This is a genomic window from Streptomyces caniscabiei (genome assembly GCF_014930365.1).
Lineage (GTDB): Bacteria > Actinomycetota > Actinomycetes > Streptomycetales > Streptomycetaceae > Streptomyces > Streptomyces caniscabiei.
In genome coordinates this window covers 137,850-151,503 of the sequence record NZ_JABXWI010000003.1, presented here as the reverse complement: position 1 = coordinate 151,503, position 13,654 = coordinate 137,850, and the positions used below count along the sequence as shown (strand labels likewise).

Sequence of the window (13,654 nt, the reverse complement as noted above, 5' to 3'; positions counted from 1 at the left end):
CGAAAAAGCACGGGGCGCAGCCCCTGCTTTTTCAGGGGCGCGGGGAACTGCGCGAGACGCCCCACGCACCCGCACCCGCCGACGAGACACGCACCCTCCACCCCAGTAGGCGCCACCCCCGAACAACCCCCCGCTCCCTCCCCCTGACCGCCGGAGGCATACCGTGGGGGACGCGCACGGGCAACCCCCACGCGACGTCGGGAGCGAGGAGACAACGGGATGGATGGCAGCCGCACCGCACTGGTGGAGGACCTGATGGAGAGGTTCCCGCACGTGCCACGGGAAGCCGTCTTCAAGGAGGACCTGCTCAGGGGCGGCGTGGCCTTCGACGCCTCCGCGCTGAGCGACAACGAGAAGGGCGAGGTCAAGCCGAAGTCGTACTTCATCTTCTCCTTCGACCACGGCACCCTCCCCGAGCTGGGCGAGGCCGCCCTGCGCCGCCCGCCGGAGGAGATCATCCTCACCGGCGGCCCCTACGACCTGCGGCGCACGGTCGTCTCCGTACGGGTCAACCCGTCCTCGCCCTACCGGGTGGCGTCCGACGAGGACGGCCTCCTCGGCCTCTACCTGGACGGCAAGCGCATCGCGGACGTCGGCGTCCCGCCCATGCCGGAGTACTACAAGCACACCCTCTCCAACGGGAAGTCCGTGATGGAGGTGGCCCCCACCATCCAGTGGGGCTACCTCATCTATCTGACCGTCTTCCGCGTCTGCCAGTACTTCGGCGCGAAGGAGGAGTGCCAGTACTGCGACATCAACCACAACTGGCGCCAGCACAAGGCGGCGGGCCGGCCGTACACGGGCGTGAAGGACGTCGACGAGGTCCTCGAAGCCCTGGAGATCATCGACCGCTACGACACGGCGAAGACGTCCACCGCGTACACGCTCACCGGCGGCGCCATCACCAAGACGGTCTCCGGCCGGGACGAGGCCGACTTCTACGGCCACTACGCCAAGGCCATCGAGGAGCGCTTCCCGGACCGCTGGATCGGCAAGGTCGTCGCCCAGGCGCTGCCGCTGGACGACGTCAAGCGCTTCCACGACTACGGCGTGAAGATCTACCACCCCAACTACGAGGTCTGGGACGAGTACCTCTTCAAGATGTACTGCCCCGGCAAGGAGCGGTACGTCGGCCGCGACGAGTGGCACAAGCGGATCCTGGACTCCGCCGGTGTCTTCGGCGCGCGCAACGTGATCCCCAACTTCGTGGCGGGCGTGGAGATGGCCGAACCCTTCGGGTTCAAGACCGTCGACGAGGCGATCGCGTCGACCACCGAGGGCCTGCGCTTCTTCATGTCGCAGGGCATCACGCCCCGCTTCACCACCTGGTGCCCGGAGCCCACCACCCCGCTCGGCAAGGCCAACCCGCAGGGCGCGCCGCTGGAGTACCACATCCGGCTGCTGCAGGCCTACCGCGCCACGATGGAGGAGTTCGGGCTGTCGTCGCCGCCCGGCTACGGCCCGCCCGGCCCCGGCAACGCCGTCTTCTCCGTCAGCTCCTTCATGGACAGCCTTCCGGCCGTCGAGGAGGTTCCCGCCGAGTAACTCCTGTGGCGGTTGAGTCGATCGGGGTCGGCGTACGTACAACTCAACAGTGTGACCGCTGGTAACCGCATTTGAAGACGCAGCTTGTCAGTTGTGTGGGAAGCGTGAAAAGCTCTGGGGCACCGCAAGGTGGTCCCCCCAACTCCCTTGGATTTAAAGGGCAGTTGACTACTTTTGCATACTTCCCCCCTCGCTCTGTTGGATGCAGGAGACCCATGCCCGACCTGCCGAAGCCCCAGGACGCCGCCGAGGCCGCGCTGTTCTCGGAGTGCTGGGACGCGGTCCTGTCGTACGCCGACCTGTGCACGTCCGGTTCGGCCGCGGCGACCCAACTGGCCACCGAGGCCTTCACGAACGGCATGCACGAGGCACACGCCCTGGAGTCCGAGGCGGGGGCCGACCGCGGTGCCGGACGGCGCGCCCTGCGCCTGCCTCGAATACCGTTCCTCCTGACCTGGGTCAGGACCAGCGCCACCGCCTGGGAGACGGGCGGCCAGGGCCACCGGCTCGACCCCGAGCTGCGCCTCTGGCTCAACTCGGACAAGGCCGCCCGCTACACCGGCCCGCCGCTGTACCGCCCGCTCGCCCTGCGCGCCCTGCGGGACATGCAGGAACCCGACGCGGCCCTGCTGTGGCTCGCCGAGGTCGAGTCACTGCCGCTCGGCTCGGTGGCCCGCCGGCTCGGTCTCGACCCGGCGGTCGCCAGGACCGAACTCGACCAGGTCCGGGCGCTGTTCCGGGACCGCTGCCACCGCGGCCAGCTCGACGCGCCCCTGCACGCCGACTGCCGCACCTACGCCCGGCTGCTGGACGCGGTGACCCGCTCGCCCGGCACCGACACCCCCGACGACCTCTCCCGCCACCTCGCCACCTGCGTGCAGTGCGCCGAGGCCGCGGGCTGCCTCGGCCTGCACGGCGGCGGCCTGCCCGCCGCACTCGCCGGCGGCGTGATCGGCTGGGGCGGACTCGCCTACCTGGAGCGCCGCCGCCGCGCGGCCGACGCCGGGCTGCTCCCCGGGCGCGCCGACGCCACCGGCACCGACCGGGGACTCTCGCCGGGCCGGGAACCGCGGCCCCGGTTCAGCCGGAACGGGCTGCTCGCCGGAGCCGGTCTCCTCTCCGTGCTGGCGCTCGCCGTCTCCCTCATGCCGTTCGGCGACGACGAGCCCGTCGTCGAGGGCTCCTCCGGGCGGGAGTCGCCGGTGGTGCAGCAGGACCCGAGGTTCCCGGTGACCGGGGCGCCGTCCGGCGGCGACTCGTCCGAGCTGCAGAGCACGTCGCGGCCCGAGGAGACCGGTTCCGGCGACGAGGACGACAAGGGCGACAAGAACCAGGGCGGCAACAGCCACGAGGAACCCCAGGGCGACTCCTCGACGCCCGCCCGCGTCACCCACCAGCCGGTGGACCCCGGCAAGTCGTCCGACGCCACCTGCCACGTCCGCTACCAGGTCGTCAACGAATGGCCCGGCGGCTTCCAGGGTGCCGTCACCGTCACCTCCACCAAGGCCCTCGACGGCTGGCACATCGCCTGGACCTACGCGGCCGAGCAGCGCGTCACCCAGATGTGGGACGGCACCTTCGACCAGGAGGGCTCCAAGGTCACCGCCACCTCCGCCGACTACAACAAGACCGTCGCCGCGGGCGGCACCTTCGGCGTCGGCTTCCTCGGCATCTGGCAGGGCTACGACAACCCCGTCCCCGTGAACTTCACGCTCAACGGGAAGAAGTGCGACTGCGCGGACTGAGCGCGGGGCGCGGCGCCGGGGGCGCCGCCATTAATCGGTTGACGGGGGTCCTCGGGCCCCCGCTAGGGTGAGACCACCGAGCACGGCGGCCGTTCCGGCCGCCGTCGCCGACGACGACGAGTGAGACAGGAGGTGTCGACCGATGGCTGTCATTGCGATGGGCGCTGCCCGCATCCAGGAATCCATCCAGTCCACCTCCGTGGCCACCGGCTGACACCCACGTCCTGCACGACCGCCGGGGCCACCCTGTGAAGGGTCTCCCTTGACTTCCTCCGGCTCCATCTCCGGTTCCCTCTCCACCTCCGGATCCGTCTCCTCCCGCGTCTCCGCGTCCGTGTCCGACCTCGCCCCCTACGGCTGGGACGACGCCTGGGCGGACGCCTTCGCCCCCTACGCCGCCGAGGGCCTGCTGGCCGGGCGGGTCGTCCGGGTCGACCGCGGGCAGTGCGACGTCGTCACCGCCGACGGTCCGCTGCGGGCCGACACCGCGTTCGTCACCCCCCACGACCCCATGCGGGTCGTCTGCACGGGCGACTGGGTCGCCGTGGAACCCGCGGGCGACCCCCGCTACATCCGCGCGTACCTGCCCCGCCGCAGCGCCTTCGTCCGCTCCACCTCCTCCAAGCGCGCCGAGGGGCAGATCCTCGCCGCCAACGTCGACCACGCGGTCGTCGCCGTGTCGCTCGCCGTGGAACTCGACCTCGGCCGGGTCGAACGGTTCCTCGCGCTGGCCTGGGAGTCCGGGGCCCAGCCGGTGGTCGTCCTCACCAAGGCCGACCTCGTGCCGGACGCCGTCACCCTGGGGCATCTCGTGCAGGACGTGGAGACCGTCGCGCCCGGCGTCCCCGTGCTGACGGTCAGCTCCACCCACGGCGAGGGTCTCGACGTCCTCGCCGCGGTGCTCGCCGGGGGCACCTCCGTCCTGCTCGGGCAGTCCGGCGCGGGCAAGTCGACCCTCGCCAACGCGCTGCTCGGCGACGACGTCATGGACGTCCGGGCCACCCGCGACGTGGACGGCAAGGGACGGCACACCACGACCACCCGCAACCTGCTCGTCCTGCCCGGCGGCGGTGTCCTCATCGACACACCCGGGCTGCGCGGCGTCGGCCTGTGGGACGCCGAGACCGGCGTGGGACAGGTCTTCGCCGAGATCGAGGAACTGGCCGCGGACTGCCGCTTCCACGACTGCGCGCACGTCGCCGAGCCCGGCTGCGCCGTCCTCGGCGCGGTCGAGTCCGGTGAACTGCCCGAGCGGCGGCTCGAGAGCTACCGCAAGCTGCTCCGCGAGAACCAGCGGATCGTCGCCAAGAGCGACGCGCGACTGCGGGCGGAGATCCGCAAGGAGTGGAAGCGGCGGGGCGCGCAGGGGCGGGCGGCGATGGAGGCGAAGCGGGGTGGCTTGCGGTGAGTTCCCGGCGCGGGTGAGTGGGGGCTTGTCGCGCAGTTCCCCGCGCCCCCTGAGAGGCAGGGGCTGCGCCCCTTGCCTCTCAGGGGCGCAGTGTCCGAATACCGCCAGCCCGCCGCCTCCGCGTCGTCGACACTTGAGGACATGAAGGACGGCATGAAGGACGGCACGGGGGACGAGGACACCAGGTACGAGGCCGTGCGGAGCAGGGACGGCCGGTTCGACGGGGAGTTCTTCTTCGCCGTCCGGACGACCGGGATCTACTGCCGGCCGAGCTGCCCGGCGGTGACGCCGAAACGGGAGAACGTCCGCTTCTACGCGTCCGCGGCCGCCGCCCAGGGCGCCGGGTTCCGGGCCTGCCGACGGTGCCGTCCGGACGCCGTGCCCGGCTCGGCCGAGTGGAACGTGCGCGCGGACTCCGTGGGCCGGGCCATGCGGCTCATCGGGGACGGCGTCGTCGACCGCGAGGGCGTCGCCGGGCTGGCGGTGCGGCTCGGTTACAGCGCGCGCCAGGTCCGGCGGCAGCTCACCGCCGAGGTCGGCGCCGGGCCCGTCGCCCTGGCCCGCGCCCAGCGGGCGCACACCGCCCGCGTCCTGCTGCGGACCACCGCCCTCCCGGTCACCGAGATCGCCTTCGCGTCCGGCTTCGCCAGCGTGCGCCAGTTCAACGACACGATCCGCGCGGTGTACGCCATGACACCCAGCGCCCTGCGCGCCGGCGCACCCCGGCGGCCCGCCGGCTCACCCACGACCGGCATCCCGCTCCGGCTCGCGTACCGGGGCCCGTACCGGTCCACCGCCCTCTTCGACGTCCTGGCCGCCGAGTCCGTCACCGGCGTCGAGGAGACGACCGGCGTACGCGGCCACCGCACCCACCAGCGCACCCTCCGCCTCCCGTACGGCACCGCGATCGCCGAGGTCGACGAGCGACCGGGGGCCGCCCCGCCGGGACGGTCCGGCGGCTGGCTCGACGCCCGGCTCCACCTCACCGACCCCCGGGACCTCACCACCGCCGTGCAGCGGCTGCGACGGCTGTTCGACCTGGACGCCGATCCGTACGCCGTGGACGAGCGCCTCGGCGAGGACGCCCGGCTCGCCCCGCTCGTCGCCGCCAGGCCGGGGCTGCGCTCACCGGGCACTGCCGACCCGGAGGAGTTCGCCGTACGGGCGCTCGTCGGGCGCGCGGAGGCGGAACGGCTCGTGCGGGCGTACGGCAAGATGCTGGACGCCCCGCGGGGGACGCTGACGCACCTGTTCCCCGAACCCGGAGCGCTGGCCGGCGCGGGCGGCCCGCTCGGCGCCCTCGCACGCGCCCTCGCCGACGGCACCTGCCGCCTCGACGTCGGCGCCGACCGGGACGCCACCGAGGCGGCCCTCCTCGCACTGCCCGGCCTGGACGCCCGTACCGTCGCCGAGATCCGCACCCGCGCCCTCGGCGACCCGGACGTGGCACCCCCGGGCGAGGCCGTGCCGGACGCCTGGCGGCCCTGGCGGTCGTACGCCGTCCAACACCTTCGGACACAGGAACAGGGAGTTCAGCCGTGAGCACCGAGCAGCGGACGTACTACACCGTCGTCGACAGTCCCGTCGGGCGACTCCTCCTCACCGCCGACGAGCACGGCGCCCTCACCTCCCTCTCCGTACCGGAGCAGAAGGGCGGCCGGGTCCCGCTGCCGGGCTGGCTGCGCGACCCCGCCCCCTTCCGGGCCGCCGAGGAACAGCTCGCCGCCTACTTCGCCGGTGAGCTCAAGGAGTTCCGGCTGGAGCTGCGCGGCGAGGGCACCGAGTTCCGGCGGCGGGTCTGGGCCGCGCTCGACGACGTCCCCTTCGGCGCGACCGTCACCTACGGCGCCGTCGCCGCCCGGATCGGCGCACCCCGCGCCGCCGTCCGGGCCGTGGGCGGCGCGATCGGCGCGAACCCCCTCCTCATCGTCCGCCCCTGCCACCGGGTGATCGGCGCGGACGGCACCCTCACGGGATACGCCGGCGGCCTCGACCGCAAACGCCTCCTCCTCGGTCTGGAGGGCGTACTCCGGCCGTGACGGCCCCGGCCCGTCGGTGGTGTCGGCGGCAGTCCCGGCCGGCTCAGCCGCCGAACACCACGCCCACCCACGCCCCCGTCACCAGCAGACAGGCGAAGAGCTCCGCCAGGACGCTCGAACCGCCCGAGCGCATCGCCGTGCGCGTCGCGGCCCTCGCCGCGCCGGGGTGGCCGAGGCGGAGCCGTTCGGAGAGGTAGATACCGCCGACGAAGCCGGGGATCGCGCCGAGCACGGGCACGAGGACGAAGCCGAGGAAGGCCCCGGCCCCCGCGTACACCCCCATGCGCGGGGTGGCACCGCTCTCCGTCAGGCGCCGGGGCGGCAGGACCCAGCGGACCGCCCGGGCCGCGAGCAGCACCGTGGTCGCGCCCACCAGCACCCACCAGGCGATGGGCCGCGGATCCTCCAGCGCCCACCACATGACCCCGGCCCACACGAGCCAGGACCCCGGAACACCGGGCACCAGCACTCCGCACAGGCCGAGCAGCAGTACGACCCCGACCAGCAGGAGTTCCCACGCTCCCATCTGCCCAGGGTGCCGGACCCAGCGGGAACGCGCAGGTCAGGGGTGTCAGTCCCGGGTCACCCAGGCCCGCTCGTAGGCGTGCCAGCCCAGCTGGAGCCGGGTCGTGACCCCGGCGAGTTCCATCAGGCCCTTCACCCGGCGCTGCACGGTCCGCAGGCCCAGGTCCAGCTGTTTGGCGACGCTCGCGTCGGTCATGCCGGCCAGCAGCAGGGAGAGGATCTCCAGATCGGTGGCGTCGGGGGCGTCCGGGACGTCCTCGATGACCCGGCCGGATCCCAGGCGCAGCGGGAGGGCCTGCCGCCAGACCGACTCGAACAGGCCCGACAGCAGCTCCAGCAGGCCGCTCGCGTGGACGACGAGCGCGGCGGGCTCGGCGGTGTGCGTGGTGAGCGGCAGCATGGCGAGCGTCCGGTCGGCGATGACGAGTTTCGTGGGCACCTCGTCCATGACCCGCACCCGCTCCTCCCGGCCCAGCGCGGCGGACAGCTCGGTCAGCCCGGCGTCCTCGTCCAGGACGGCCCGTTCGACCACCACGCGGTAACCGACGCCGCGACCGGTCGCCTGCTCCTCCGCGGGGTTGTTCTCCGGCCCGGAGACCGCGATGGGAGCCCCGGTGACCATGGCGCAGACCTCCTCCGTGGCGCCGAGCTGGAGCTGCAGGAAGCGCTGCGCTATCGCGGCCGAGCCGATCACCACCTCGACCAGGTCGTGCGCCGCGGGCTCGGCCGCGTTCGTCCGGTACTCCTCGGCGAGCAGCGCCGCCGTCAGCTCGGCCTTCTCCAGCTCGTGCCGTTGCTGGGTGAGCAGGGCGCCGAGGGCCACGCCGGGGGGTGCGGCGACCCAGCGGCCGGGGCGCGCGGAGGACTGGGCGGCGAGACCGTGCCGCTCCAGTCGGCGCAGCGCGCGTTCGGTGTCGTGCTCCCCGAGCGCGAGCCGGCGCGCCAGGTCCGGTACGTCGGCGGCGCCCACGGACACCAGGGCCCGGTAGGCCGACTCGTGCGTCTCGTCGAGACCGATCGCTCCCAGCATCCGGCGACGCCGCCCCTCACTCGCCGCGCCTCCTCGGCGCACTTCCGCGTCGGCCCATCATCACCGCACCGGGCGCCCCACCGGCAGGCGGGGTCGCACAGCGAAATCCCAGGAACCTCCCGCACACTCGGGCCGACCGGCCCCCGCGCCCGCACCGCGCGCCGGTCACCCCGGCACCGCCGGGCGGTTTCTCCTGTGGGGGGGTGGCACCGCCCGGCGGTCCCCGAACGACGTGCTCCGCAGCGCGCTCCGGGGCGCCCCGACCCGAGCGCCCCCACTCCCCCCATACTTCCCGATCCGCCGCATTTCCCTCATCTCCCACCATCCTCCCGCCGTCTCCCGCCCTCCTCTCGACTCCCTTGTCTCGCACCGGAGTTCGGCATGTAGTCCGACACGCCGACGGGGTGCCGGCCGCGTGGGACGATTTTCCGGATGCCCCGTTTTCATACGGCTCCCGAGGTGGACAATTAGGGGCATGAGTCAGCAGGGGGAGAGGCCGACCGGTCACGAGGACGACTGGTGGCGGCAGTTGTACGACGACGCGAACGGGGACACGGGCGCCTCGGTGGCGGCCGATTCCCTCGACGACCGCTTCGCCTCGGCGGCGAAGACGGTCAGGGACGGAACCCCGAACCCGCCACCACCGGAGCCCTCGACGACGCCGGGCGGGTCGACCGGGCCGGGTTCACCGGCTGGGCGGGATGAGGTGAGCCCATGGGACGCGTCGGACACGGCGACGCCGGTGCGTCCTGCGGGTGCGCCGGGTGCGCCGGGTGCGCCGGGTGCGCCGGGTGCGCCGGGTGCGCCAGGCGCTCCGGCTGCGCCGGACGGCTCCGGTCGCTCAGGTCGCTCAGGTGGTGGCTCGGATGGTTCGGGCGGGCGAGGGGCCTGGGGCGCCGTGCCGGGTACGTCGGGCGCCTGGGCGTCTGTGCCGGGTACGTCGGCTGCCAGAGGTGAGTCGGGCGGGACGCCGGGCCGGGCGGCCGGACCCGGAGGCGGGTCGGGCCGGGCGGATGGTTCCGGAGCTGGGTCGGGCCGGGCGGATGGTTCCGGAGGCGGGTGGGGCGGGGCGGGCGATTCCGGTGACGGGGCGAGCTCGCCGAGCGGCCCGCGCACGGCTCCGCAGGACGCCCGTCCGGGTCGATCGGGTGCCCTCTCCGACCGGGTGCCACCGCAGGGCTCGCCGGGCGCCCACCCGGACCGGGTGCCGCCCCAGAGCCCACCGAACGACCCCGCCGGCCGCGACGACCAAGACCGCCGGGGCGACCGGGCCGCACACCGGGCCACCGCTCCCGACACCACGCCCACACCCCCCGCTGCCCCTCCACGTCCGCCGTCCAGCCCAGATTCCGCGCAGCCTGTCGATGCCGACCCGGCTGCGGCGTCGGGCCCGGGGCCGGCGTCCCCCGCTGTTCCTCCGCGTCCGTCGGCCGGTCCTGATCCTGTGTCCTCCGTCGATGCCGGCCCGGGGATGGGCCCCGGCCCCGGTTCCGTGCCGCCCGCTGTTCCTCCGCGTCCGTCGGCCGGCCCTGACCCTGCGGCGTCCGTCGATGCCGGCCCGGGACCGGTGCCGCCTGTCGATGTCGGCCCGCACGGCTCGCACGGCCCGGCCGGTGTCGGCAGTGGCGCCGTACCGCCCGCTGTTCCTCCGCGTCCGTCCGTGAGTCCCGGTCCCGTCGGTCCCGTCGGGCCCGGCGACGTCGACCCGCGTCGGCCGTCCCGCGCCGACACCGCCTCGCCCGGTGAGCGCGGTGTCGCCCCGTCCGGCGAGGCCGGTCCGCGGGCGCCCTTCGCGGCCGTCCCGCGTCAACCGCTCGGCTCGTCGGGCTTCCCGCCCGCCAGGGACCCCCGGCTCAGCGGGCTCACTCCGCAGCCCGCGCCGTGGGAGCCACCGTCGGTCCAACCGTCGGGGCCCGTGACCTTTCCGCCCGGGCCCACCCCGCCGGGCTTCCGCGCGGCCGCGCCCTGGCGCCGCCCGCCCGACCGGAGCCCCCACCGGACGCCGGCCCCGATCCCCGCCCAGCCGACCTCCCCACCCGGCGCCCCCTCACCGGCCCCTTCGGAGCCCTCCGACGCCCGGCCCGCCACCCAGCCCGACATCCCCACCCTCCAGGCGGACGAGGTGTCGCTCGTCGGCGAGAGCGGGCGGGTGCGGGTCGAGTACGTGGGGTCCGGCCCGCCCACCTACGACGCGGAGCCGACCGCGTTGCCGCCGGCGGACCCGGAGGACCTCGGCGACCTGGTGGCGGACACGGTGCTGGACGGCGCGCGCTACGGGGCGTGCACGCTGCGCGCCGCGTCGCTGCGCGGGGACTCCGCGCGCTACCGCGGCGAGCCGCGCCGCGACGCGCTCCTCACCGCCCGCTTCGGCCTCGGCGAGCAGGCACTCGTCCTGGTGGCCATGGCGACCGGCGCCCGGGCCACCCCCGGAGCGCACCGTGCGGCGGCGGAGGCGTGCCGGTGGATCGGCCGGGCCGTCGGGCTGAGCCATGTGCGGCTGGTGGAGGACATCCGGGCCGCCCGGCGCGGCGATCTGAAGTCGGGGCTGCACCGCCTCACCGACCGCAGTCTCGGCAAGCTCCGCGCCGGCGCCGTGGAGCAGGGGCTCGACCCGGAGGAGTACACGGCGAGCCTGCGCTGTCTGCTGCTCCCGGCCGACCCCGGGTGCCGTACGCGCGTGTTCTTCGGGGTCGGCGCGGGCGGACTGTTCCGGCTGCGGGGCGGCGAGTGGCAGGACATAGAGCCCCGGGTCGCCGACACGGCCGGTGCCCCGGTGGTCGGCTTCGGCTCGCTGCCGCACGAGACCCCCGACGGCGACCGCCTCACCATGGACCTGGGCATCACGACGCCCCCGAGCCCGTACGAGCCCGCTCCGGCCCCGCCCCGCGAGCCCTTCCGCTTCCGTGCCTCCGTGGCCCGGGAGGAGGACGTCCTGCTGCTGTGCACCGGCGGTCTGGCCGAACCGTTGCGTGGGGAGCCGCCGCTCGCCGAGCATCTGGCGGCCCGCTGGGGAGGCGCCGAACCGCCCGGGCTCGCCGCCTTCCTCGCCGACGCCCAGGTCAGGGTCAAGGGGTACACGGACGACCGTACGGCCGCCGCCGTGTGGGAGACCTGACGGCGGCCCCCGGCGGGCGCGGACGGGCGTCGATCGGCAGCTTTCGGCCGTGAGTTGGCCTGTACCAGCGCGCGATTCCGGCCAATCAACATCATCGGGTGCGTGGGCCGCCCCGGCCGGGGTAGACACCGCGCGCTCGGCCGTCGCGTCCCAGTGGCACACGGCTGGATCCGCAGCCCCGCGCGGGCAGTCGGGGGCGAGGACCGGGGGCGCCGAGGGCTGTGGGGAGCGGGGCGGGGGCCGGGTTCGTAGGGCTGTGCGGTGGTTTCACGGGGCGGCAAGCGCTCTCGCGAGGTACTGGCAGCTGGCTTGACTCTGTGCGTTTGAAAGCGTACGGGCGGTCGTTCACGATTCGACATGAGTGCCGCGATCCGGACGGGGCATGGATCCCCGTGTACGTGTTCGAGCAGGAGGGAATCGTCATCGGCGCGTGGGCGGGGGTCATGAAGAGGCAGGCACGAGGAGGCGGTCCCACGGCGATCGGGGCCTCCTCGGCAGAGGTGGAGGAGGCGGTCGGCGAGGCGGCGAAGAAGGCCGACGCCGAACAGCTCAGGCACAGACTCGGGCGGGCCGACCTGAGGGCGGTGCCCGAGGCCCGCAGGGCGCTGCGGGAGCTGCTGCGGCAATGGGGGCGACCGGGCAGATCGGAGATAGCGGAGCTGCTGACGAGTGAGCTGGTCACCAACGCGATCATCCACACCGACCACGACGCGGTGCTGACCGCCACCGTCTCGCCCCGCGGACTGCACGTGGAGGTACGGGACTTCGTGGGCCGCAGGCCCAAGCCGAGGGTGCCGCCCGCCGACGACAGCACGAACGGACGCGGTCTGCTCCTCGTCCAGTCCCTCGCCGACGCCTGGGGGGTACGGTCGCACGGCGTGGGCAAGTCGGTGTGGTTCGACCTCGACGGCGGCCTGACCTAAGGCCCTTCCGAGAAGCCTCCGCCGGACCGGCGTCCGCGGGATCGGCGTCGCGGTGGCAGTGGGCGAACGGACAGGGGCGCGGCTCTCGCCGCGCCCCTGTCCGATGTGTGGCTCGTCCTGCTCAGCCGAACTGCTGCTCCAGATCCTTGAGCTTGCGCTCCAGGGAGTCGAGCCGCGGCAGGGCCATGGTGTCGTCCTCCGCGGTGAGGTCGACCGTGATCGACTTGTCAGCGCCGTTGCGGACGGGCTGCAGGGAGGGACGCGTACGCACGGGCAGCTGTTCCGGCGTGGATATGGCGGAGTCCGAGGCCACCTGGGCCGCCGGCACACGCTCCACGGTGGTGTCGACCTGGCGTCCGCCACCGCCGCCACCGCCGCCACGACCGGGCAGACCCCGGTGGCCCCGGCTGATGGCCTTGAGGTGGGCGCGCTCCAGACGCTCCTGCTCGCGCTTGCGCGACCGGGTCTCCTCCTTCAGCCGCTTGTCCTCGCGGACCTCGTCCACGGCCTCGTCCAGGCTGCGCACGCCCTCCAGGAGCATCAGCGACCAGGCCCTGTAGGTCTCACGCGGGGCCCGCATCCAGCGGACCACCCGGATCTGCGGCAGCGGACGCGGCACGAGGCCCTGCTCGCGCAGTGCGGCCCGGCGGGTCTGCTTCAGCGCGCGGTCGAAGAGCACCGCGGCGGACAGGGACATGCCGGCGAAGAACTGCGGGGCGCCGTCGTGGCCGAGACCCCGGGGCGCGTGCACCCAGTTGAACCAGGCCGCCGCACCGGCGAACGTCCACACGAGTATGCGGGAACCGAGAGCCGCGTCACCGTGGCTGGCCTCGCGCACCGCGAGGACCGAGCAGAACATGGCGGCACCGTCCAGCCCGAACGGAACCAGGTACTGCCATCCGTCGGTGAGGCCCAGGTTCTGCTCACCGAAGCCCACCAGGCCGCGGAAGGAGAGCGCGGCGGCGACCGCGGCACAGCAGAAGAGGAGAATGTAGGAGAAGAGGCCGTAGAGGCTCTCCTTGCGCCTGCGGCGCTCCTCGCTACGTTCCCAGGAATCCTCGGTCTTCGCGTGCTCCCCGGAGCGCTTGCCGCGCGCGAGCACCGCAACCGCCGCCAGCATGCCCAGGAGCAGTACGGCGCCCGGAAGCAGCCAGTTCAGCGATATGTCGGTCAATCTCATCAGGGGTCCCTTGCATTGGGATAGGGCGTAACGCCCGCCATAGTGGCCCAATCCTCGCGGCCCTCAGGGGGTTTCGGGGCAAGAGACCGCCAAAGAAGTGCAATGAGTGACGCCAGGCGGCATTCTGCTCGAACTACCGCGCGA

At 73.8% G+C, this 13,654-nt stretch carries 11 protein-coding genes; 7 read left to right on the top strand and 4 right to left on the bottom strand.

Features of this window, described 5'->3' with window-relative positions; translation table 11 throughout:
• The first annotated feature begins 219 nt into the window (after nt 1–219).
• The 5 genes from HW837_RS09095 (at nt 220) to HW837_RS09075 (ending at nt 6,737) form a co-directional block, all read left to right on the top strand.
• Nucleotides 220–1,545, top strand: a complete 1,326-nt coding sequence (locus HW837_RS09095) for a radical SAM protein (RefSeq protein WP_045559723.1) — start codon at nt 220–222, stop codon at nt 1,543–1,545.
• Nucleotides 1,546–1,760: 215 nt separating this feature from the next.
• Complete coding sequence (locus HW837_RS09090) at nt 1,761–3,290, top strand: cellulose-binding domain-containing protein (RefSeq protein WP_193381005.1); 1,530 nt, start codon at nt 1,761–1,763, stop codon at nt 3,288–3,290.
• A 280-nt stretch (nt 3,291–3,570) separates the two neighbouring features.
• Nucleotides 3,571–4,698: a ribosome small subunit-dependent GTPase A gene (rsgA, locus tag HW837_RS09085; protein ID WP_390623550.1), complete on the top strand. Its 1,128-nt coding sequence runs from the start codon at nt 3,571–3,573 to the stop codon at nt 4,696–4,698.
• A 141-nt stretch (nt 4,699–4,839) separates the two neighbouring features.
• Nucleotides 4,840–6,240, top strand: coding sequence for a DNA-3-methyladenine glycosylase 2 family protein (locus HW837_RS09080; protein ID WP_193381004.1), 1,401 nt, complete (start codon nt 4,840–4,842; stop codon nt 6,238–6,240).
• On the top strand, nt 6,237–6,737 hold the full coding sequence (locus HW837_RS09075; protein WP_045559720.1) for a methylated-DNA--[protein]-cysteine S-methyltransferase: 501 nt from the start codon (nt 6,237–6,239) through the stop codon (nt 6,735–6,737). The genes HW837_RS09080 and HW837_RS09075 overlap by 4 nt, the downstream gene beginning before the upstream one ends.
• 43 nt (nt 6,738–6,780) lie before the next feature.
• On the opposite strand, the gene HW837_RS09070 is transcribed toward HW837_RS09075, so the two are convergent.
• The 3 genes from HW837_RS09070 to HW837_RS09060 all read right to left on the bottom strand — a co-directional run bounded on the left by HW837_RS09070 (nt 6,781) and on the right by HW837_RS09060 (nt 9,024).
• Nucleotides 6,781–7,263 carry a DUF456 domain-containing protein gene (locus HW837_RS09070; protein ID WP_045559719.1) on the bottom strand — a complete coding sequence of 161 codons (483 nt, stop codon included), beginning with the start codon at nt 7,261–7,263 and terminating at the stop codon, nt 6,781–6,783.
• A 45-nt stretch (nt 7,264–7,308) separates the two neighbouring features.
• The gene (locus tag HW837_RS09065) at nt 7,309–8,292 is read right to left on the bottom strand and encodes a helix-turn-helix domain-containing protein (RefSeq protein ID WP_045559718.1); all 984 of its coding nucleotides are present in this window, start codon (nt 8,290–8,292) and stop codon (nt 7,309–7,311) included.
• Between the two features lie 504 nt (nt 8,293–8,796).
• Nucleotides 8,797–9,024, bottom strand: coding sequence for a hypothetical protein (locus tag HW837_RS09060; protein ID WP_052682965.1), 228 nt, complete (start codon nt 9,022–9,024; stop codon nt 8,797–8,799).
• A 739-nt stretch (nt 9,025–9,763) separates the two neighbouring features.
• Between HW837_RS09060 and HW837_RS09055 the strand changes: the two genes are divergently transcribed.
• On the top strand, nt 9,764–11,407 hold the full coding sequence (locus HW837_RS09055) for a protein phosphatase 2C domain-containing protein (protein ID WP_408994914.1): 1,644 nt from the start codon (nt 9,764–9,766) through the stop codon (nt 11,405–11,407).
• Between the two features lie 443 nt (nt 11,408–11,850).
• Nucleotides 11,851–12,330 carry an ATP-binding protein gene (locus tag HW837_RS09050; RefSeq protein ID WP_045559928.1) on the top strand — a complete coding sequence of 160 codons (480 nt, stop codon included), beginning with the start codon at nt 11,851–11,853 and terminating at the stop codon, nt 12,328–12,330.
• A 121-nt stretch (nt 12,331–12,451) separates the two neighbouring features.
• On the opposite strand, the gene HW837_RS09045 is transcribed toward HW837_RS09050, so the two are convergent.
• Nucleotides 12,452–13,510: a DUF2637 domain-containing protein gene (locus HW837_RS09045; RefSeq protein ID WP_045559717.1), complete on the bottom strand. Its 1,059-nt coding sequence runs from the start codon at nt 13,508–13,510 to the stop codon at nt 12,452–12,454.
• Nucleotides 13,511–13,654: the final 144 nt, after the last annotated feature.